The sequence below is a fragment of the Pseudomonas sp. C2B4 genome (genome assembly GCF_013359695.1).
Taxonomy (GTDB): domain Bacteria; phylum Pseudomonadota; class Gammaproteobacteria; order Pseudomonadales; family Pseudomonadaceae; genus Aquipseudomonas.
Genome location: NZ_JABFMU010000056.1, coordinates 1 through 21,026 on the forward strand (window position 1 = coordinate 1; position 21,026 = coordinate 21,026).

A 21,026-nucleotide genomic window follows, 5' to 3' on the forward strand; every position below is an offset into this window, starting at 1 on the left:
CGCGAAGACGGTGTATCCGACAACATTCATGTTGACTGACACTCCGTCTTCGCGAGCAGGCTCGCTCCCACAGGGGATTCGGGTCATCCGTAAAAGCCAGGTTGGCTGTCAGGTCGCCTTTGTCGGAACGCCACCGGGACCAGGTCCTTCTCAGGTGTAAGCCAGCAACCGCCCACAACAAATCACACTGACCCATATCACAATGGAAAAAACCGCCTGCACTCTGGCCACCCCAGGCGCCGGGGCGCCGGTGTTCCAGGCTGTGACCGAGCGGTACACGCCAAGATGGAACAGCACGGCATTCAATCCAGCCGTGGCAATCAGGCACAGCTTGAGGATGAAGATGTCGTTGGAGGCGAAGTCGTGGGGGTGGGCGGTGAACATCATCAGCCCGGCCGGTACGATCAACAGCAGGGCCGCGATGGCCCAGGTCAGCAGGTGGCGGGCCAGGGCCGTGACCTGAATGTTGCGCGACAGCCCCAGCACGCGCAGATCGAACATCACCACCGCGCCGACCAGTATCGTGAAGCCAACGATGTGCATCACCTCGACCAGCGGGTACAACCACAGATCGCCGCGCATGGCTTCGCCCAGCGGCGAGTCGTTGAGCCGGTCCATCCAGCCCTGCGAGGCTTGCATCAGCGTAACTCGGTGGTTTTGTCGCCAATCGTGATGCGTTCCGCGCGCATCTCATCGGGCTTGTTTCGGTTCGGGTAACCGACCACGGTCGCTTGGGTGCCGACCGCCAGCATGTCCTTGGTCAGCCCGCGGTTTTCCATGCGCGAGGGGGGCGCGAGCACCACGTTCCAGGTCTTGTCCGCCGTTTTCAGGTTCACGAAACCGTGGGGATGGGAGTAGCCGGAGGCTTCGATGGTGCCGCTCAGATTCAAGGGTTGGCTGGAGTCGTACTCGCTCCAGCCGTGATGGGCGACTGCTGCCGTGGCCACCAGCAGCAATGTCGCGCCGAAGCCCTTGAGCATGACGTTCATGACAGGTTCTCCTGTTCAAGTCGTTGAGGGAAGCCCGACAGGGTGTTCGCCGATGTTTTTCAGGATAGTCGGCGCATTTTGCGGCCTGAACCACCCGGACCAAAGGAATGTTTCCAACTGTGACGCAGCACTCCCGGGCCCGACAGGCCTTCGATTGAAAGAACTTCAATAAATGCAGGCATGTCCTACGCTTATGCGCAGGCCAATGTTCATCGAACGGGACTCGCTCCCTGTTCGACGGGCAAACGGCACCCATAAAAACAATCCAGGGAGATCCACCATGTCCGCTTTGCTCCGTCGCTTGAGTCACTGCCTGGCGGTTGGCCTGACCACCGCCGCACTCACCACCCCCGCGCTTGCGCTGGACACCGTCAAATTCATGGCCCCCGGTTCCGTGGGCGGCGGTTATGACCAGACCGCGCGGGTCCTGGGCAAGGCCCTGATCGAGGCCAACGTGGCCAAATCCACCACCTTTGAAAACAAGGGCGGCGCCGGCGGAACCCTGGGGTTGGCGCAATTCGCCAACAGCACCAAGGGCGACCCGAACGCGTTGCTGGTGGTCGGCGCGATCATGGTGGCGGGCATCGAACAGAACAAACCGCAAATCACCCTGAAGGACGTGACGCCGATTGCCCGGCTGTTCACCGAATACAACGTGATTGCCGTGCGCAAGGACTCGCCGTACAAGACCCTCGACGACCTGATCAAGGACTTCAAGGCCAAGCCCACCAGCGTCACCTTTGGCGGTGGTTCCAAGGGGTCGATCGACCACATCGGCATCGCCGAGCTGGCGGGCAAACTGGATGTGCCGGTCAACAAGGTCAATTACATCGCCACCGGCGGCGGGGGCGAAATCGTGGCGCAGACTCTGGGCGGGCAGATCAAGGTGCTCACCGGGGGCTACGCCGAACTGGGGCAATACATCAAGAACGGCCAGATCCGCGTATTGGCCATCGGTGCGCCCGAGCGTGTGCCGGGAATCGATGCGCCGACCCTCAAGGAAAGCGGCTACGACGTGATCATCGGTAACTGGCGCGGTGTGTACGGCGCCGCCAACCTCACGCCCGAACAGCGCAAGGAAGTGACCGACGCGGTAGTGGCCGCGAGCAAAAGCAAAGTCTGGCAAGACAACATTCAAACCAATGCCTGGACCGAGAGCGTGCTGACCGGCGATGACTTCGGCAAATTCGTCGATGAAGAACACGTGCGTTTGCGGGCGATGCTGGTCAAGGTCGGGCTGCTTTGAAATGACCGGGTCACGCGCGATCGTGCCGACGCAACTGGCGATCAGCCTTGGCCTGATCGCCCTCAGCGTTGTGCTGGCGGTGGGGGCCTACCGCTTTCCGCCCGAGATGGGGTTCGTGATTCTGCCGGCTTACGTCTATCCCTACCTCGTGGCCGGGTTTCTTGGCGTGGTGGGTGTGTTGCTGAGTTATCAGGCGCTCACCGGCGGCTTCCGCGAACTGGACAGCAGCAACGGCACGATCCCTGGCGGTAAATCCGGCGCGGCCTGGGTGACGGGTGGGCTGGTGGGCGTGGCGTTGCTGATCAACCTGATCGGTTTCGTGCTGGCCGCCGCGCTGCTGTTTGCCTGTTCGGCGCGGGGCTTTGGCAGTCGGCATCCGCTGCGAGACCTGGCCATCGGCATCGCCTTGACCCTGCCGATCTACTGGCTGTTCAACGCCGGGCTGGGGGTTTCCCTGCCGCCGCTGGTCAATGTCTGGATCTGATTCGGGCGCAAGGAGATCGACAGCGTGGACATTCTCTCGAGTCTGTTGATGGGGTTTTCTGCGGCGCTGACGCCGATCAATCTGATGTGGGGCTTTATCGGCTGCCTGCTTGGCACCGCCATCGGTGTCTTGCCCGGCATCGGGCCGGCGCTGACAGTGGCGTTGCTGCTGCCGATCACCGCCAAGGTCGATCCCACCGGGGCATTGATCATGTTCGCCGGGATCTATTACGGCGCGCAGTTCGGCGGTTCCACCACCTCGATTCTGCTCAACACGCCCGGTGAATCCTCCTCCATGGTCACCGCCCTGGAAGGCAACCGCATGGCCCGCAACGGACGTGCCGGACCGGCGTTGGCCACGGCCGCCATCGGCTCTTTCGTGGCCGGGACCATAGCGACGATTTTGCTGACCCTGTTCGCACCGGTGGTGGCCAGGCTGGCGCTGAATTTCGGCCCTGCCGAATACTTCGCGATCCTGGTGTTGTCCTTCACCACGGTGTCGGCGGTGCTCGGCGCGTCGATGCTGCGCGGTTTCGCATCGCTGGGAATCGGGCTCACCATTGGCTTGATCGGCCTGGACTCGACTTCGGGGATCGCCCGCTACACCCTGGGTGTTCCGGAATTGGTGGACGGCATTGAAGTGGTGCTGGTGGCGGTGGGGTTGTTTGCGGTGGGGGAGGCGCTGTACAGCCTGCTCTATCAACAAGAGCAAGCGGAAGGCCGGCATCGCCTGACGTCGTTGTGGATGACCCGCGCCGACTGGAAGCGCTCGGTGCCCGCCTGGTTGCGTGGCACGCTGATCGGCTTTCCGTTCGGTTCGATTCCCGCTGGCGGCGCGGAGATCCCGACCTTTCTGTCCTATTCCACCGAACGCAAGCTCTCCAAATACCCGAAAGAGTTTTCCGCCAATAAAGGCGAGGGCGCCATCGAAGGCGTCGCCGGGCCGGAAGCGGCCAATAACGCAAGCGCCACCGGCTCGCTGGTGCCCTTGTTGACCCTGGGCATCCCGACGTCGGCCACGGCGGCGATTCTGTTGGCGGCGTTCCAGAACTACAACCTGCAACCGGGGCCGCTGCTGTTCGAAACCTCCGCCGAGCTGGTCTGGACCCTGGTGGCCTCGCTGTACATCGGCAACGTGATCCTGCTGGTGCTGAACCTGCCGTTGGTGGGGGTGTGGGTCAAGTTGCTGCAAATCCCCAGGCCGTACCTGAACGCCGGCATCTTGGTGTTCGCCACCATCGGCGTGTACGGCATGCGTCATTCATCCTTCGACCTGCTGCTGATGTTGGCCATCGGCTGGTTCGGTGTGTTGATGCGCCGTTTCGATTTCCCGGTGGCGCCGGTGATCGTGGGCATGCTGCTGGGACCGATGGCCGAGAAGCAGTTACGCAATGCCCTGTCCATCAGCGAGGGCGACTGGATGATCTTCGTCACGCAGCCGATCTCGGCGTGTTTCATGGCCCTGACGTTGCTGGTGTTAGTGGTGCCGCCTCTGCTGCATGCGCGGGGGATCAAGTTGCATGAGGATGATTGAGTGCCGAGCGCAACCTCTGTGGGAGCGAGCCTGCTCGCGAAAGCGGTGTCTCAGTCACATCAACGCTGAATGTGCCGACGTCTTCGCGAGCAGGCTCGCTCCCACAGGGTTATAGCGGCGTCAAAGCCTGCTGGGAAAACCATTGCATGACCACCGCACACGCCGGATGCGAGCCCGCCGAAGGCTGCAGGCACAACGCGTAAATCCCCCGGGTCTTCAACGGATCGCCGAACGGGATGTGCAACACACCGCGTTCAATCGACTCGCCCGCCAGGGTCATGTCGGTCATGGCCACGCCCAGCCCTCGTGCCGCCGCATCCAGCGCCAGTTCGTCGAGGTTGAAGGGGATGTGGCGAAACTCGTCCAGTGACCTGCCATCGTTGGTCGACAGCCAATACCTCCAGTCGTTTTTATCGTTCGAACGATGCAGCAGCGCAAAACCCGCAAGGTCTTGCTGTGATGACAACGGCAGGTCGGGGGCACACACCGGCACCAGCGCTTCTTCGAACAAGGTCAGGCAATCGGGGGCGCTGGACGGTTCAGGCAGGTAGAGGACATAGGCGTCGCTGTCGCTGGCCGGTTCCACCACTTCGGTGGCCACGGTTTCGATCGCCAGTGAAACCTCCGGGTGATGACGATAGAAGTCGCTCAGTTTCGGCAGCAGCCAACGCACCGCCAGGGACACATGCATGCGGATGCGAAACGGGCGTTTCTGCGGGGCGATGCGGTCTTCCAGCGTCTTGAGTTGTTCGAGGATATTTCGTGCGCTGGCCAGCACCTGTTCGCCCTCGGGCGTCAGGCGCAGGCTGCGGCTGTTGCGCACGAACATCGCCACGCCGAAGTGACTTTCCAGTTGCTGAATCTTGCGGCTTACCGCGCTTTGGGTCAGGCACAGGGTTTGCGCCGCTTGCGTGAAGCTGCCCGAATCAGCGACCTCGACCAGCGCCTGCAAGCCCTGGAGCGAGGGAATGTGGCGGATTTTATCCATGCGTTTTCAGAATACCTGGATGATTTAATAACGTTGGTTGTCTCCCTGAAGAGCCTTTAGATTCTAGCCATAGCCGTCGTCATCTCAAACCATTCATGCGATGAGTGCATAGAGATTGACGGTCGCGGAACGAACGTCGAAGAGGTGATGCATGGAAAACAGATGTGGCTGGATTGCGCAGGCCGGGGATTCCCCGTTGCGCGATCCCTTGAGCGGTACGCAACAGGCCGATTGGCTGGTGATCGGCGCCGGCATCACCGGGCTGTGTGCCGCGCACTCGCTCGCCGAGATGCATCCCCAGGCACGCATCGTGGTCGTCGACAGGCAACGCGCCGCCCAAGGGGCCTCGGCGCGTAACTCCGGGTTTGTGGTGGCCCATGAGCATCCGGCCACTTCCGAGCTGCAAGGCAATACCGGATTCGCCGGTTTCCAGGTGGATACCTCGATTTCCCGCGCCGCCAGCGACGAGGTGCGCAAGCGCATTGCCCGGCACGGCATCGAATGCGATTTCCGCGAATCCGGTTATTTCTTTGCGGTCAGCGATCCTCGCAAGTTGACCGATGTCGAGGCCAAGATACAGACCCTGCGAGCCGTCGGCGCTTCTGCGCAGTGTCTGCAAGGTGAGCAGCTGAACCGGAAACTCGGTACCCGGCATTACCAGGCCGCGATCTGGTGCGGCAACGGTAACGCCTTGTTGCAACCGGCGAAGTACGTGAAGGGCTTGCTCGATGCGCTGCCGGAAAAGGTGACGTTGTATGAAAACACCGAGATCAGCGGTTTGCAGCGCATGAGCAATGGACGCATTCGCGCCAATGGCCTGCATGGCTGCATCGAAGCCAAGCAGGTGCTGGTCTGCCTCAACGCCTTCGTCGCCCGTTCCGGCATCCGTGACAGCAGCACCTTCCCGATGGAACTCAGCGCCAGTCTTACCCGGCCGCTCACTGATCAGGAGTTTGATGCTATCGGTGCGCCCGAGCCCTGGGGTGTGTTGTCGACCCGACCACTGGGGGCCACGGTGCGCCTGACCCCGGATCGTCGGGTGATGATCCGCAACACGGCGGAATACCGTTCCCATGATTTGTCCCTCAGTGAACTGGCGATCCGTCGCCAGCACCATGTGCTGGGCTTGCAACGGCGTTTTCCAATGCTGGGCGCGCAAGACATCCAGTACACCTGGACCGGCCACCTCAGCGCTTCACGCTCGGGACAAGCCTATTTCGCCAAGGTCCAGGAGGGCGTGTTTGCCGTGGCCGGGTGCAATGGCTCGGGCGTGGCACGGGGCACGCTGTGGGGGCGGTTGCTCGCCGAACTGGCCTCGGGGGTTGGCTCGCCACTGTTGCAATCGGTCATGGAACGCGCCCAGCCCGGCTGGCTGCCACCCAAGCCCTTGCTCGACATCGGTGCCATGCTGCGCATGCGCGTCGAGACGGCCCGGGCCAGAACCGAAATCTAGAACACGGCCTTTCACACACAACAAAAGCACTTCAACACGAAGGTGATCGAACATGCGCGTCAAAACCGTTTCCCTGGTGGCTCTCCTCTCGACCTGTTGCGCAGCCGCTTACGCTGACGAAACCGTGAACATTTCCAACTGGAACGGCTACATCGCCGATGACACCTTGCCCACCTTCACCCGGGAAACCGGGATCAAGGCCACCTACGACATCCACGACAGCAACGAAGTGCTGGAGTCGAAGTTGATGACCGGCAACACCGGGTATGACGTAGTCAGTCCGTCGAACCACTTCCTGTCGCGCCTGATCAAGGCCGGGGCGATCCAGAAGCTCGACAAGAGCCAGTTGCCGGACTGGAAGAACCTCGACCCGGTGCTGATGAAAAAACTGGAGGTGAATGATCCGGGCAACCAGTACGGCTATCCCTACATGTGGGGCACGGCCGGCATCGGTTACAACGTCGAGAAGATCAAGGCGATCTTCGGCAGCACGGAGATCACCCATTCCTGGAAGCTGTTTTTCGACGAAGCCAATATCAAGAAGCTCAGCGAATGCGGCGTGGCGATCATCGACAACCCGACCCAGGTGCTGCCGATCACCCTCAACTACCTGGGATTGCCGCCCCATAGCCACGAACCGGCGGACTACAAGAAGGCCGAGCAGGCGCTGCTGAAGATTCGCCCGTACGTGCAGTACTTCCATGCCTCCAAGTACATCAGCGACCTGGCCAACGGTAACGTCTGCGCGGTGATCGGTTTCAACGGCGACATCGTGCAGGCCGCCGCCAGTGCCAGGGAGGCGAAGAACGGGATCGACATTGCCTACTCGATCCCGGACGAGGGCTCCACCCTGTGGTTCGACATGGTGGTGATGCCCAAGAGCGCACCCCACGAGAAGAACGGCTACACCTACATGAACTACCTGCTGCAGCCGCAAGTGATTGCCAACATCAGCAACAGTATCCACTACGCCAACCCCAACAGCGCAGCGGATGCCCTTGTGGTGCCGGCGGTGAAACAGGACCTGGCGATCTACCCGCCGACTGCTGTGATGGACAAGTTGTTCACTGTCGAAGATTTGCCGGCGTCCATTGCACGCTTGACCACGCGCCTGTGGACCAAGCTGAAAACCAATACCTGATTTTTGTGCCAGACACAGAACCCCCTGTGGGAGCGAGCTGCTCGCGAAAGCGGTGCCTCAGTCACATCAATGCTGATTGTGCCGACGCCTTCGCGAGCAGGCTCGCTCCCACAGGGATTGGGGGTGGCTCTATTTCGGTTCAAGCCAGCATCGACATCAACCCACCCTGGCGATCCAGCTTGGCCAGGTCGTCGAAGCCGCCGATGTGCGTCTCGCCGATGAAAATCTGCGGCACGCTGCGTCGTCCGCTGCGTTCGAGCATTTCTTCCAGCTTGCCGGGTTCGCGATGGATGTTGATCTCTTGCATCGCGATGCCTTTGCTGGCCAGCAGCGATTTGGCACTGCGGCAATAAGGGCAAGTGTCGGTGGTGTACAGGGTCACGGTGGTCATGTTTTCAGTCTCCACAATGGGGGGTATGTCTCTCATCCCCTGTGGGAGCGAGCCTGTTCGCGAATGCGGAGTATCAGACACATCAATGCCGAGTGTGCCGACGCCTTCGCGAGCAGGCTCGCTCCCACAGGAATTGCCCGCAATCAGGCATCGATGGCCGGAAAGTCGATGTCGGTCAGGGCCGCGTTGTTCAAATAGTTGGTCAGCGTCTGCGAGGCCACATGGGCGATCACTTCGATGATCTTCGCGTCATTGATCCCGGCGGCGCGGGCCGCTGCGATCTGCTCGCTGTCCAGATGGCCACGGCTTTCGGTGATTTGCCGGGCGAGCAGGGCGTAGGCGTCGAGCCGGCCTTCGCGGGCACTGAGAATCTCCTGGCGGGTGAGCCCGGCCTTGCCGGCGAACAGCGTGTGCGCCGCCAGGCAGTAGTCGCAACCGTTGACCTGTGACGTGGCGAGGAAAATCGCTTCCTTCTCCGTGGCGCTCAGGGACGTCTTGCCCAGTGCCGCCGAATTTTGCAGATAAGAGGCCAGCACGGCAGGGGCATGGGCCAGCACCCGGAACACGTTGGGCAGGAAACCGATTTTCTTCTGCACGCCTTCCAGCAGTGGGCGGGTGGCGTCGGTGGCGTGTTCCAGGCTGACTGAGGTGATGCGGGTCATGGCGATTCTCCGAAGATTTCAGCGCGACAGGCGCTGGGTACGGAGTTCATGCTAGTGATTCGGACTGGTTAATTGGGTGCAAATCGTCGACGATATGCGACAGATCGTCCAGAACTGCCCTCGGGAGTCTCCCCATGGATCGCTTGTCCACATTGCTCACGCATTTCGGCGTCAACGCCGGCACCTTTCACAGCGGTACGTTTTGCGGCACGACGGCGTTCGATGGCAGCCAGGCCTGTGGTCACCTGCATTTGCTGCAGGCCGGCGAGGTCGTGCTGAAACTGGCCGATGAGCGCGAGCTGCGCCTCGCCGAGCCAACGCTGATCTTTTTCCCGCGACCCTACCGTCACCGATTGTTCGCCACCGAAGCCTCCGACACGCAATTGGTGTGCGCGTCCCTGAGTTTCGATGGCGGCTCGGGCAATGCCCTGGCGGCGGCGTTGCCGGAGTATCTGGTGCTCAAGCTCGATGAAATCCCGACCCTGGCCGGCACCCTGGAATGGCTGTTCAACGAGGCGTTCGATGGCACCTGCGGTCGCGAAGCGATGATGGACCGGCTGTTCGAACTGTTGGTGATTCAGTTGCTGCGCTACATCCTGAGCACGCGCAACCAGCAACCGGGCATGATGGCTGGCCTGGCGGATGCACGCCTGGCCCGGCCCTTGAGCCAGATGCACGAAGCGCCGGCCAAGGCCTGGAGCGTGGCCGAGCTGTCGGCGCTGGCTAACATGTCGCGGGCCAGCTTTGCCGAACACTTCAAGCGTGTGGTGGGCCAGGCACCGGTGGATTACCTGGTGAGCTGGCGCATCAGCCTGGCGCAGAAACGCTTGCGTGAAGGCAAGCCGATTGCCCTGATCGCCGAAGAAGTCGGCTACGAAAGCCCGTCGGCGCTGGCCCGGGCGTTTCGCCGTAAAACCGGGGTCAGCCCGCGAGAGTGGAGGGGGTGAGTGACCATGATCCAGTGCAAACGTACCTGCGACCCTGCCGCGCCCGAAGACGGGCGGCGCATTCTGGTGGACCGTCAGTGGCCCCAGGATTGCCCCAAGGCGCCAATGCCGTTCGATGCCTGGCTTCCCGACGTCGCGCCCTCGGCGGACTTACAGCAAGCGTTCATGGTTGGGCAGCTGGATTTTTCCGGGTTCACCACAGCCTATCGGCGGGAGCTGACCGCTCAGCCGGCGCATTGGTGGGCGCTGTTGCCGTACGCGCAAACGGGGATGTTGACGCTGGTGGTCACGGCGGATGATCCGGCGCAAAACCCTGCCGTGGTGCTCGGGCAATGGCTGGAAGAGGAGCTTGATCGGTATCAGGGCTCCAGCTCGCCGGTGTGTTATCGGGATGAGTTTCCGGAGTATTGAGCGGAGAAGTTCAGGCACTCAAGGGTGGTTGTCGACCCATTGCGCTCTGTCAGGCTGAACCCTCTCGCAAGCATTCACGACTAGAGTTTCACTGCCGACTATCCTAAAGCCAGGTCAGATTTCAACCCTGCAACGTCAGGTCTCGAGCGTTATTTCAGTCTCTGGGAAACCGGTATGACAAATCCGCAAAACAAGGCCGAATCCGACGAGGATTTAGCTCAGTTGGTAATAGGGCGAGGGCCCTGCACCTATCTATTGCTGCTTTTACTGGGATTGATCCTCCTGTTTCCCTTTCTTGAGGAAGGTCTATTTGCTCGCACGTTGCTTGGCATTCTGTTTTCAATCGTGCTGCTCGTGGGCGCTTTCGCCACCAGGCAGACTCGGCTGGGGTTCATCCTCAAACTGGGCCTGGCGTTGCTTGGAGTTGGCCTTCAATGGTCGGCGTTGTGGGTTGAAAGTATCGCGATTCTTTTCTTTGCCGGGATGTTTTATGCGGCGTCTCTTGCCGTCTCGTTCAGCGGAGTGCTTCGCTATATTCTCAAGCGCGGGCCAATTACAGCCGACAAGCTGCATGGCGCGCTTGCGGGTTACATCATGCTGGCCTTCGTTTGGTCCTTCGTCTATGCGCTGGTCGAGATATCCGCCGCTGGCTCATTCGGCCCTGAGCTCCTCGACTTCAGACAGCCTGGCACTTTCTTCAAACTGATCTATTTCAGCCTCACGACACTCACGACCACCGGTTACGGTGATGTGCTCCCGTTGACCAACCATGCTCGCTCACTTGTGATGGTCGAAGAGTTTTCAGGCGTCTTTTACGTTGGTGTGGTGATAGCGCGGCTTGCCGGTCTATACCCGACGAATCAGACCCAGTGACTCTCGATCTGCCTGAGCCGCCTCAGGGGGTTAGTGATTGAGTCGTCCCTGATTCAGTAGACACCGGCGATCGACTGCCAGGGCCGATTTTTACATGTCACGAAGGGCAGAAACCGGCCAGAAGCAGCTGATGGACGGAGCGATAGCAATGAGTAGCTATGCTTGGTCTACTGCCGGAACCGATTGAGCAGATTGGGCTTTCCGTCCATGTTGTATCAACGACTGTCACAATGCCCGGCCTGGTCAGGGATAGACGACAGAACAAGGAATGTTACCCACCCAGCCCGTGAAGGCGTTATCACCCCACTCGGGGTCCATTTAGCGTTAGGCCCAAAGAGGAGTCCGCCATGACCGCAGTCGATCGCCTCAGGTATTTGCGCGTCGTTCTGGTTTTGGCTGGCCTCGCGTGCCTTGCTCTCTACCCACTTATGTTGTTCTGGCCGTCCGGCTGGGCCTGGCACATCGGTCACTCGGACTACCCGATGATGATCGTTGGCATCTACGCCACACTTGGCGTGTTCTTGATCCTGGCCGCACGTGATCCATTAGCCAATCTGAGCCTGATCTGGTTCACCGTGTGGTCTAGCGCCGTACACGGAGGAATCATGGCCGTCCAGGCGGTCACCCAGCCGGGTCAAATGGGGCACTTGGCAGGTGACGTGCCGGCGCTCTTCATCGTGGCGGTTGCCTTGGCCATCTTGACGCCTCGCTCGCAATTGGCCACTCGACCCCGGACACACAATGGGGCCTAAGAGCAGGTTTGACTGTCAGGATCGGGACGAAAAGCGTGTTACTACGCCTATTTTTTGGTCTGCTGATCAACCAACGCCGACAGATTTTACGTAGCAACGCTGTCTTCAAGACGGTGTCCGCGTTTTTTCACAGCCTGGGGCGTTTTCTGCCTGTCACGACTGAATAGCTACCGGTGAGTGTGGGCGTTCGGTTGAACCAATCCCCTCCCGGCGCATGACCTATGCGGGTTATGCGCCCTACGGTACTAGCGATGGTTGCGATAGCGTTCGGTCAAGGACTGCACGCGGGTGACGTAGGATTGCGTCTCCGCGTAGGGAGGCACCCCGTTGTACTCGTCCACGGATGCTTCGCCGGCGTTGTAACCTGCCAACGCCAGCATCTGGTTGCCGTTGAAGCGCTTGAGCAGCCAGGCCAGGTAGCGCACGCCGCCACGAATGTTCTGTCGTGCGTCGAACGGATCGTCCACGGCGAAGCGCTCGGCGGTGGCGGGCATCAACTGCATCAGTCCCTGGGCGCCTGCTTCGGAAATGGCGTTGGGGCGAAACGCCGATTCGGCATGTATCACTGCGCGGACCAGCGCCCTGTCGACACCATAAAGACCCGAAGCGGCTTCGATCTCCCGCCGATACGATTGAGTGTCCAGGCGCAGTGAGGCGACCTTGAAATCCTTCGGCGCCATGCACAGATAGCAGCCCTTGATGTAATAGAGCTCAAGCAAATCGACCCGTGCGGAGATCCCGACGGGGCGCCGGCTCACATACTGACGAACACCCCTGTGGATGAAGGTGTATACCCGAACCCGCATCGCGCCGGGGTCGTCGTCCCGCACGAGCCGTGGCTGGGCCTTTGCCTTGTTGCCGACACCGGCATCCGCCATGCCATTGAGGCGAGTGCAGCGGGCGCTGGCGATGGCTTGGCTGGTGTAGCTGATGGCTCCGTCCCTGGTTTGGCACTTGAACATGGCGCTGGCGCACAGTGGCGTGACCAGCAAGGTCAGCTCGATGCAACCAAGAAGGCTCTTGCGAGCCAATCGCCATGCTCTGGAACTCATCACATCGCTCCGCGCCGCAGGCGCCGGTCAGGCCTGGGGCGCCTGGCCCGGGCGCTGCCTTTGGAGGACCTATTCCGGGTGACCCGCCTTTTGTTCTGATAGTTATACCCCTTGTAACCGGCGTTGGAGCTTGCGTTGACGTACGGGCTGCCAGCGTTCCCAGGCGAGGCGCAGGCCTGATTGCTCGCACGACGCAGCGTCCCGGCTTGCCAGGGCCTGGCGAAAGTCCAATCCGCGGGTGACGGGCCCGGAGCCTGGGCGGGACAGACGAGGGCTTAGTTAACCATCACCTCGTCCAGTGCCTGCTCGAGGGTGCTGACCGTGCGCTCGATATTGTGCAGCTTTTCGAGTCCGAACAGACCGATGCGGAAGGTCTGGAAGTCGGCCGGCTCGTCGCATTGCAACGGCACTCCGGCGGCGATCTGCAGGCCGTGGTCGGCAAATTTCCTGCCGTTCTTGATGTCGGCATCATCGGTGTAGCTCACCACGACGCCTGGGGCTTGAAAACCGGCAGCGGCCACGCTTTTGATGCCTTTGCCGGTCAACATTGCACGCACCCGATCGCCCAGGACCTGTTGTTCGCCGCGGACCTTGTCGAAACCGTAGGCTTGCGTTTCTTTCATCACTTCGTTAAAGCGCGCGAGGGAATCGCAGGGCATGGTCGCATGGTAGGCGTGTCCGCCCTGTTCGTAGGCCTGCATGATCTGAAGCCACTTTTTCAGGTCGCAGGCGAAACTGCTGCTCTGCGTCTGTTCGATACGCTCGAGGGCCAAAGCACTGAGCATCACCAGGGCGCAGCAAGGGGAGGCGCTCCAGCCTTTCTGCGGTGCGCTGATCAACAGGTCGACTGCGCATTTGTGCATATCAACCCAAAGCGTGCCTGAGGCGATGCAGTCCAGCACGAACAGGCCACCCACTGCATGCACGGCGTCGCCGACGGCCCGCAGGTACTCGTCGGGCAGGATAATCCCCGATGAGGTTTCAACGTGGGGGGCGAAGACAATCTGCGGCCTCGAAGCCGCAATGGCGGCCAGCACTTCGTCCAGAGGAGGGGGGGCGTAGGCAGCCTGGCGACCCGTGTCGACCGGTCGGGCTTTCAGCACCGTAGTGGCCGCCGGGATGTTGCCCATCTCAAGGATCTGGCTCCAGCGATAACTGAACCAGCCGTTGCGTATCACCAGGCATTGCTGGCCGGTGGCAAACTGTCGCGCCACCGCTTCCATGCCGAATGTGCCGCTGCCCGGGACCACCGCAACAGCCTGGGCGTTGTAGACCTGTTTCAGGGTGCTGGAAATGTTCTTCATCACGCCTTGAAATGACTGCGACATGTGGTTGAGCGAGCGGTCGGTGTAGACCACTGAGTACTCGACCAGCCCCTCAGGATCGATACTGGGATATAGCTTTGACATGAAGTGACTCCTTTGGCAGAGATGTCAGTGGTATCGACCCTGCCCTAAGCCTTGGCAAATGACAAGATTGCCCGGGATTGAATGGCGACTTCTGTCGAGCGGCTGGCATCATCAGGTCGATAACGATCAGTTAGGAAGGGCAGCAGACCCATAGTGGACATTGAGGACGAGCGCCAAATGACCGATGCATCCAGGCATAAAGTGGAGCCATCGGCACAATACGCTGTCAGCACAGCCGTTTCTGGTAATAGAACCGGGTATGTCCCGGCGGATAATCTGCCAGGCGTCCGAATTCGGAGTAACCCAGTTTTTGATAAAAACCCGGTGCCTGAAAGCTGAAGGTCTCCAGCCAAATACCGATGCAGTGCTTTTTCTTCGCGACGTCTTCGGCCATGTGCATCAGTCGTTCTCCGATACCCTGACCACGCATCGACTCGGGAACACTGACGAGATCGATGAGTAGCCATCGATAAGAGACCTTGCCATACAGGCCACCCATGACTTCATTGCTTTCGGGGGCTCGTAGCAGCAGGGCAAATGTTTCGTGGGCATCGTCCCCACCATTGGCCAGGTTATGGGCCAGCAGCGGGTTCAAAATCCCTAACCGCTCTGCTTCAGTCACATTTTCCGAAAGCTGGATTTCCAAAGGCATGGTGCTCTCCCTGAGCGATGAGTGATCGGGTGAACAAGGTAGCCCATTTCTGTCATCACCAGATGAGTCAGCAAACTCATCATGTCGTTTCTTATAGACGGATTGAATGGCTGCTTATGGCTGTGGAGTCAACCGGTCGATGCAACAGATTGGCTAAATCGTTCAGTGGGCGTTTCGTCGTTTAGTGTTTTCCGAGGACGGCTGTTCAGCTGCCTTGCCACATCATTGAGCGTGGCTTGCGAGTGCTCCGCAGGGTCGAGCCCAAGGGCGTTTGTTGACCAGCTCCTAAATATGTGGCCGATGGTTGTTATGGCTATACGGCCAAGAGGATGTCTCGGCATCTGCCGATGCACCGTGTGATGGAGCGGCCAGTTCCTCCAGATGGGTAATGATGTCGTCCGGTTTGAGCACCAGCACGTCGCTGTCCAGGGTGTCCAGAATCATCTCGGCGGTATTGCCGATCAATGCGCCGGACAGTCCGGTGCGGGCCACGCTACCGATCACTGTGAGCACGGCTTCGAGTTTGTGTGCGATGTGCGGGATCAGTACATCGGCAGGACCTTCTTCGATATGCAGGCGTTCGTCGCTGACGTCAAATTCGGCCTGGAGTGTCTTGCACAGTTCGCGATAGAGCGCCTGAATGCTTTCTTTGAGTTGGAATACGGAGTCGGCCGCCGACAGCATCGGGTAGGGGTGGGCGCTCAACATGTGTAGCGTGCCGCCGGCCAGTGCGGCGATGTCATAGCCGTGGCTGACGATACCGGAGTGCAGGACGCGGTGCTCCATATCACTGCTGCCAGCATCTACTGCCGCGAGAATGGTGCCACCGGTCCAGGGCCTTGCGGTTTTTACTATAAGCACCGGACTGGGACAGTATCGCAGTAGCTTCCAGTCCTCGGGCGTGAGCAGGGCCTTCATCAGCGGGGTGTCGGGCAGGTGCTGCTTGATCACCAGGCCGCAGCCCTCTGCTTGTTGGGCGGCGATGATGGTCTTGTGTGAACTCCCATGCCAGTCCTGCTGGGTGCTGACGCTATAACCCTCCTGTACCAAGGCGCCGTGCGTGTCGTTCAGGTAGGAGGAATGCCGGTGTCCCTTGTCGCAGGCCAGCAGGTGCAGGTGCGACCGGGTAGCGCTGGCAATCATTTTGGCTCTGTTCAGGATCAGGTCATTGGACTGCTGCGAATCCACCACCACCAAGGTGTTGCGAATGGTGTGCATGAGTGTCTTCCTGTGCGTGAGTACAGTTTTTATGTGGGGCGGCGGCACGGGCGTTCTTGACCTATGCCCTTTCGGGTGGGCGCGTTAGTCCAGCCCTTGTCCGCCCGTCAACCGGAAGCTCACTTACCGACATCATGCATGCGACAGCAAAATTCGATTCCTGCCGGCCCTGTGTGATTGTTGACGCTCGATTCGAGCTGGCAATAATTACCGGAACGGCTGCTGATCACTCATGCAACTGCGCAAGTTAACCCCATAGCACTGGCGCTGTTTTTCCATTGCATCTATATTCAGTTGTAACGTGACCGGTACACTTTGCCGAACGAATTTCGTTATTCCTGATGGTTGCGTTACTGGCAAAGAAACGTGGAGCGTCGGTCGCGTTCAATATCAAGCCTGCATGCGCCTATCCGTCCGCGCAAATACTACGCGCAGAGGGATTCCTCCGACCATGGTGGAATAAATCGAGTTGCTTGTTGCGGGCACTTATTGCGCGCTCAACTCGGTTGCAGAGTATGACGGCTATTCTGCCTGAAGCTCTGTTAGTTGGTCGGTTGAGTTAGTTGATTTTCACCTAAGGACTCACTGAACCAACCCTATTCGATCTTATGAGAACGCGCCGCTCTCGTTGGTTGGACGGCTGAGCAGGTCCGGCATGACCGCAATTTGATCTTGCCTGAACAGGATTCCATTCCACACCCATGGCAACCTGAGGCTCCGGTTCCGCGGTGTGGGAGATTCCGGATTATTCTTGGGCCACTCCGATTTTTAAGGATCCTCCTATAGATTGTGAAAAATTAATGAAAGAAAATTCATCGGATCGAACGCCCATCGCCAGTAAACAAAGCATGGAACGTATGACGGGGTCGTTGATGGTGAAGGAATCGGTTTGTGCCTTACAGTATCTTGGTTCTCGAGGGGTGTGGACTCAAGAATAGGTTTTTGCATGCGCTCCAGGAACATATGGAGGATGTAATATTCAGGGCCGCTAAAAATAGAAGTGAGGCCGCTGAATTATTCAATGCGCACTCATTCGACATGATCTTGAGCAGTTTGACGGTGTTGGAAGTGGACGGTGCGAAACTGCTCAAGCACTTTGCGGATTTCAAGCAACTACCTGCATTGGCGATTCTGGATGATTCTCCCCGGCGAACAGCGGTGAATGCCAGCCTCATGGCCAGGAATTTCGGATTCACGGTTGTCGGTCTGGTTTCCAAACCCATAGATGTCATTGATCTGCGTGCCCTGCACCGAAAGGTTATTGGGTTGGATGCTGTTGTACAGCCGGGAAGTCAAGTTTCGGATGACGCGTGCTCACTACTTGAGTCAGTGGACAAGGATCAAGTCCGGATAAGGTTTCAGGTCAGAAAAAATCTGCGTTCCGGCCGTATTGCAGCCGTCAGGGCGGAGGTCTTCGCAGGCCCTCCGCAATCAGAAGGGCTGTCGTCGACAGGCATGTTGGCTGCGAATGCCGGCGGTGAGTTTGACGAAGAGCTTCTGGTGCATGTGGTGAGCCAGGTCATCACCGCTCAACGCGCCTGGAGAGGGCTGGGGTGCAGGGTGACGGTATGGATCAATCTGTCCATTTCGGTATTGAGGCGCCGTGGTTTTGCGGATCGGCTGTACGAGCTCGTGGTTCGTCAAGAGGGAGAGCCAGAATGCATCGGATTTGAATTGGCCCGATCTTCGGAAAAAGAGAATCTGATTCACCACCTCGGATCGATCTATAAGTTGCGGCTAAAAGGTTTTGCTGTAGCCCATGATGACTTTGGTCAGGGTTATCGATACTGCTTGAATTTAAAATTGACGCCGTTTACAGATGTCAAGATTTTTCCATCGTTGGTGCGCAGTGCAGTTAATAATGAAAAGCTGGCTTCTTCATTGGCCTGTATTATTACGGAGAGCCAGCAGCTGGGACTGACGGTCATGGCGGAGGGGGTCGCAACGCAAGAAGAATTGGCGCTGCTCAAACGACTGAATTGTGATGAGGCTCAAGGTCCGTTGATTTCTGAAGTTTTGGAGCAAGAAGTTTTAACCCATTTGTTGTTACGAAATCGCATGGGGAGTCTTTAAATCTTTCTGAGGCCGGCGCGGCAATTTTAAGGATTGCCTGATGGGCTGCCGATTTTCCAGTCACTAAACTCGAATCTGATAAATGCACTTGCCGGTTGCGCTTGCGCATAACGCTCGTCCTGAATTTTTCGGTGGTCGGGAGATGCTGTATTCAGAACCAGTGAATAGGAAAAATTTGGTAGCTGGTCTCAAGTAGGATTGGAATATGTTGCTCAGAAAATTCAGGTTGGCGCATCGTGCGACATTGATATTTTTAATCATCAATCTTTTGGTGATCGCTCTCGGAAGTATTTCACTCTGGCAGATGGGGCGGGTTCGCGCTGCAGCCGTGGAGATCGAAAAAAGCTGGATGGAGAGTGTTCGCCAGGCGGGCGCGATCAACTCGATGGTGCTCAGGCTGCGACTGGAAAGTTTTCGGCTGATCATTACCAGTAACCCAGAAGTAAAGAAGATTTCAGCTGATACGGTTGCGGATACAAGAGTCAAACTCAAGCAGGCGGTAGAAGCGTATCAGGCGCAAGTCAGCAGCAATGAAGAAGGGCAGATTTACAACGCTGTAAAAGTTGGCGTGGCCACCTATGACAGTAAGCTTGACGCGTTTCTGGCGCTGGCTGAATCAGGCGATTCAGCGGCTGCGGGAAAATATATAGATGACAATATTCGCAAGCCAACCAACGAGCTGCAGTTGTCGGTTGAAAAACTGGTCGACTTGAATCGCACCGGTGGACAGCAGTCCGGAATTGAATCCGAAGAGATATACCAAAGTTCGATCAAGACGGTGATCGGGATTGGTATTTTGGTAATTTCTTTGAGTGTATTTCTCGGCACTTTGTTTGCTCGAAGCATTACCGTGCCATTGTTGGCCGTATTGGGTGTCAACCAGAAAATTTCCGAGGGAGATCTCAGGGCTGAGCTTCAAATTGATGGTAAGGATGAGTTGACGGATTTGATGGCGTCCACGGCGGCCATGCAGGCAAGTTTGCGCGACACGATTCGCCACATCGGCGACTCGTCCACGCAACTGGCCTCGGCATCGGAAGAAATGTACTCCGTGACTGAAGAGTCCAGCATCGGCATGCAGCGTCAAAACAATGAGATCGAACAAGCGGCAACGGCCGTGAACGAGATGACGGCAGCGGTGGAAGAGGTCGCGAGAAACGCGGCGTCTGCCTCGGAGTCCGCCCAGATGTCGGAGCGCTCCACCCGGACGGGTTCCGATCGGGTGGCAGAAACCGTCAAGGCCATCCAGAACCTGACTTCAACCGTGGTCAAAACCAGCGATGAAGTGGAGGGGCTGGCAAGCAAGGCTCAGAACATCAGCAAAGTACTGGATGTGATTCGCGCTATTGCGGAGCAGACAAACCTGCTGGCGTTGAACGCGGCCATTGAAGCGGCGAGGGCGGGTGACCAGGGTCGAGGTTTTGCGGTGGTGGCGGACGAAGTCAGGGCGCTGGCCCATCGGACGCAGGAGTCCACCAAGGAAATCGAGAGCATGATTGCCGGCATTCAGTCAGGCGCCGAACAAGCCGTACTTGCCATGTCGCATAGCTGTGCCAACGCTCAGGATACCTTGGGGATTGCCCAGGAGGCGGGTGCGGCGTTAGCGGACATCGCGAAATCGATTACCGAGATCAATGAACGCAATTTCCTGATTGCCACGGCCTCCGAAGAACAAGCCCAAGTGGCGCGTTCGGTCGATACCAACCTGGTCAGCATCAGGGATCTTTCGATTCAAACGTCTTCCGGTGCGAGTCAAACAGCAACGGCCAGTAATGAACTTTCAAAACTGGCAATCGAGATGGCGGAGTTAACGCGGCGATTCTTGACTTGATAGTAGTTTAGTTAAATGTTGTGACAGGTAATGGACAGGGATATTCATTATGACTTGCTTATTTGTGGAATTTCATCTGGATTAAACTCGTAACCCCAGTGCGTGATAATTGTGATGAAAGTGATGCAATGTCTTTGAGGTGATAAATGGAAGCAGTAGTCGTGAGCAAGCCACTGTTGCAAGAAGAACCGCTTGGTGAGGAGGTGATAGTCGAAGCCAGAAAGATTGTTGCTGAAGTCAGGAAAGCGGTGGTCCGTGCCGCCGCTGTCGAGAAGTCGGTCGCCACGGCGGCGAACAATCTTGGCGTGAATATGTTGTCGGCCAATGAGGAATTGGTACAGGCACACCGTCAACTGTGCAGCGTATTGAACCTTGCCGAAGTCAAACAACGCGCTGCAGCAGAACGAATGGAAAAGCAGTCGCGAAGGGTTCTGCGGGCGGTGTTGCAGCGTGTGGTCCTGATTGTAGGGGCTTCTGCCTGCATTGGAGGTGTAATCGGAGGTGGTATAGCAGCGCTGCTCCTGCGGTGACGCCGGTACTCCTGGCGGGATTTGAACTGCTGAAACGTAACGGGTTGATTGCAGGTCTTGAGAAGGTGGGAACAATGAAAATAGCCGATTTGGACATGAGAGAATTGATCGACGCTATTGGTGTGGCGGTTGTTCCCGTGATTTTCAAGGATGTAAACAAGGAAACGCCTCCCCACGCGTTGCGTGAACGATTTCGCCTCAATGCCGAAATCATGGGGCGTTTCGCCGCAGTACTCTATTGTGGCGATGAAATCAGCCTGGATACCCTTGATCTGATCAGTCTGTTTACAACGCATATGCGCGTCGAGCATCTGCAATCAATGAACCAGCTGCTCGGCCCGGAGGGAGACCTGAGCAGGCTGGTTGGTCCGTCCGCGAGGACGACTTGATC

Annotated in this window: 22 protein-coding genes and 2 pseudogenes; 14 read left to right on the top strand and 10 right to left on the bottom strand. The window is 58.4% G+C overall.

Translation table 11 applies throughout. The features are described from left to right. Positions 1–150 precede the first annotated feature (150 nt). Both HNQ83_RS25420 and HNQ83_RS25425 read right to left on the bottom strand, forming a co-directional pair. A complete protein-coding gene (locus HNQ83_RS25420) occupies positions 151–639 on the bottom strand; it encodes a DUF6644 family protein (protein WP_175391504.1) in 489 nt (162 codons plus the stop codon). After that, entirely contained in the window at positions 639–989 is a 351-nt protein-coding gene (locus tag HNQ83_RS25425; RefSeq protein ID WP_175391505.1) for a DUF6152 family protein, read from the bottom strand. Before HNQ83_RS25425 ends, HNQ83_RS25420 begins: the two co-directional genes overlap by 1 nt. 280 nt (positions 990–1,269) lie before the next feature. Here HNQ83_RS25425 and HNQ83_RS25430 point away from each other — a divergent pair, with 280 nt between their 5' ends. From HNQ83_RS25430 to HNQ83_RS25440, 3 genes are read left to right on the top strand one after another with little or no spacing between them, the layout of a single operon-like run. Next, positions 1,270–2,235 (top strand): tripartite tricarboxylate transporter substrate binding protein, encoded by a 966-nt coding sequence (locus HNQ83_RS25430; protein WP_175391506.1) that lies wholly within the window; start codon positions 1,270–1,272, stop codon positions 2,233–2,235. A gap of 1 nt (position 2,236) precedes the next feature. Next, the gene (locus HNQ83_RS25435) at positions 2,237–2,719 is read left to right on the top strand and encodes a tripartite tricarboxylate transporter TctB family protein (protein ID WP_175391507.1); all 483 of its coding nucleotides are present in this window, start codon (positions 2,237–2,239) and stop codon (positions 2,717–2,719) included. Between the two features lie 24 nt (positions 2,720–2,743). Next, positions 2,744–4,252 carry a tripartite tricarboxylate transporter permease gene (locus HNQ83_RS25440; RefSeq protein ID WP_175391508.1) on the top strand — a complete coding sequence of 503 codons (1,509 nt, stop codon included), beginning with the start codon at positions 2,744–2,746 and terminating at the stop codon, positions 4,250–4,252. A gap of 109 nt (positions 4,253–4,361) precedes the next feature. On the opposite strand, the gene HNQ83_RS25445 is transcribed toward HNQ83_RS25440, so the two are convergent. After that, positions 4,362–5,240, bottom strand: coding sequence for a LysR family transcriptional regulator (locus tag HNQ83_RS25445; RefSeq protein ID WP_175391509.1), 879 nt, complete (start codon positions 5,238–5,240; stop codon positions 4,362–4,364). Between the two features lie 151 nt (positions 5,241–5,391). Between HNQ83_RS25445 and HNQ83_RS25450 the strand changes: the two genes are divergently transcribed. Then, the gene (locus HNQ83_RS25450) at positions 5,392–6,693 is read left to right on the top strand and encodes an FAD-binding oxidoreductase (protein ID WP_175391510.1); all 1,302 of its coding nucleotides are present in this window, start codon (positions 5,392–5,394) and stop codon (positions 6,691–6,693) included. A 52-nt stretch (positions 6,694–6,745) separates the two neighbouring features. Further along, complete coding sequence (locus tag HNQ83_RS25455) at positions 6,746–7,834, top strand: polyamine ABC transporter substrate-binding protein (RefSeq protein ID WP_175391511.1); 1,089 nt, start codon at positions 6,746–6,748, stop codon at positions 7,832–7,834. Positions 7,835–7,973: 139 nt separating this feature from the next. Here the strand turns inward: HNQ83_RS25455 and grxC are convergent, their stop codons facing one another. Beyond that, positions 7,974–8,225: a glutaredoxin 3 gene (gene grxC / locus HNQ83_RS25460; protein WP_175391512.1), complete on the bottom strand. Its 252-nt coding sequence runs from the start codon at positions 8,223–8,225 to the stop codon at positions 7,974–7,976. A 143-nt stretch (positions 8,226–8,368) separates the two neighbouring features. Further along, complete coding sequence (locus tag HNQ83_RS25465) at positions 8,369–8,887, bottom strand: carboxymuconolactone decarboxylase family protein (RefSeq protein WP_175391513.1); 519 nt, start codon at positions 8,885–8,887, stop codon at positions 8,369–8,371. 134 nt (positions 8,888–9,021) lie between these two features. Between HNQ83_RS25465 and HNQ83_RS25470 the strand changes: the two genes are divergently transcribed. From HNQ83_RS25470 to HNQ83_RS25485, 4 genes are all read left to right on the top strand, one after another. Next, positions 9,022–9,834, top strand: coding sequence for an AraC family transcriptional regulator (locus tag HNQ83_RS25470; RefSeq protein ID WP_175391514.1), 813 nt, complete (start codon positions 9,022–9,024; stop codon positions 9,832–9,834). A gap of 6 nt (positions 9,835–9,840) precedes the next feature. Further along, the gene (locus HNQ83_RS25475) at positions 9,841–10,245 is read left to right on the top strand and encodes a DUF488 domain-containing protein (protein WP_175391515.1); all 405 of its coding nucleotides are present in this window, start codon (positions 9,841–9,843) and stop codon (positions 10,243–10,245) included. Between the two features lie 174 nt (positions 10,246–10,419). Continuing rightward, positions 10,420–11,118 carry a two pore domain potassium channel family protein gene (locus HNQ83_RS25480; protein ID WP_175391516.1) on the top strand — a complete coding sequence of 233 codons (699 nt, stop codon included), beginning with the start codon at positions 10,420–10,422 and terminating at the stop codon, positions 11,116–11,118. Between the two features lie 347 nt (positions 11,119–11,465). Continuing rightward, positions 11,466–11,870 carry a DUF6632 domain-containing protein gene (locus HNQ83_RS25485; protein ID WP_175391517.1) on the top strand — a complete coding sequence of 135 codons (405 nt, stop codon included), beginning with the start codon at positions 11,466–11,468 and terminating at the stop codon, positions 11,868–11,870. Between the two features lie 245 nt (positions 11,871–12,115). On the opposite strand, the gene HNQ83_RS25490 is transcribed toward HNQ83_RS25485, so the two are convergent. From HNQ83_RS25490 to HNQ83_RS25510, 5 genes and pseudogenes are all read right to left on the bottom strand, one after another. Beyond that, positions 12,116–12,922, bottom strand: a complete 807-nt coding sequence (locus HNQ83_RS25490; protein ID WP_175391518.1) for a lytic transglycosylase domain-containing protein — start codon at positions 12,920–12,922, stop codon at positions 12,116–12,118. Positions 12,923–13,197: 275 nt separating this feature from the next. Continuing rightward, entirely contained in the window at positions 13,198–14,331 is a 1,134-nt protein-coding gene (locus tag HNQ83_RS25495; RefSeq protein ID WP_175391519.1) for an aminotransferase class V-fold PLP-dependent enzyme, read from the bottom strand. A 226-nt stretch (positions 14,332–14,557) separates the two neighbouring features. Beyond that, positions 14,558–14,983, bottom strand: coding sequence for an N-acetyltransferase (locus HNQ83_RS25500; protein ID WP_175391520.1), 426 nt, complete (start codon positions 14,981–14,983; stop codon positions 14,558–14,560). A gap of 128 nt (positions 14,984–15,111) precedes the next feature. Further along, a pseudogene (locus HNQ83_RS25505) lies at positions 15,112–15,231 on the bottom strand (IS30 family transposase); the annotation flags it as partial. Positions 15,232–15,268: 37 nt separating this feature from the next. After that, positions 15,269–16,201, bottom strand: coding sequence for a universal stress protein (locus HNQ83_RS25510; protein ID WP_175391521.1), 933 nt, complete (start codon positions 16,199–16,201; stop codon positions 15,269–15,271). Positions 16,202–17,092: 891 nt separating this feature from the next. Between HNQ83_RS25510 and HNQ83_RS25515 the strand changes: the two genes are divergently transcribed. From HNQ83_RS25515 to HNQ83_RS25530, 5 genes and pseudogenes are all read left to right on the top strand, one after another. Continuing rightward, positions 17,093–18,274, top strand: a complete 1,182-nt coding sequence (locus HNQ83_RS25515) for an EAL domain-containing protein (protein ID WP_175391522.1) — start codon at positions 17,093–17,095, stop codon at positions 18,272–18,274. Positions 18,275–18,479: 205 nt separating this feature from the next. Further along, positions 18,480–19,247, top strand: a pseudogene (locus tag HNQ83_RS31760) (MCP four helix bundle domain-containing protein); the annotation flags it as partial. 102 nt (positions 19,248–19,349) lie between these two features. Continuing rightward, entirely contained in the window at positions 19,350–20,105 is a 756-nt protein-coding gene (locus HNQ83_RS31765; RefSeq protein ID WP_372241933.1) for a methyl-accepting chemotaxis protein, read from the top strand. 161 nt (positions 20,106–20,266) lie between these two features. Continuing rightward, positions 20,267–20,635: a hypothetical protein gene (locus HNQ83_RS25525; RefSeq protein WP_175391524.1), complete on the top strand. Its 369-nt coding sequence runs from the start codon at positions 20,267–20,269 to the stop codon at positions 20,633–20,635. Between the two features lie 74 nt (positions 20,636–20,709). Next, positions 20,710–21,024: a hypothetical protein gene (locus tag HNQ83_RS25530; protein ID WP_175391525.1), complete on the top strand. Its 315-nt coding sequence runs from the start codon at positions 20,710–20,712 to the stop codon at positions 21,022–21,024. Positions 21,025–21,026 lie beyond the last annotated feature (2 nt).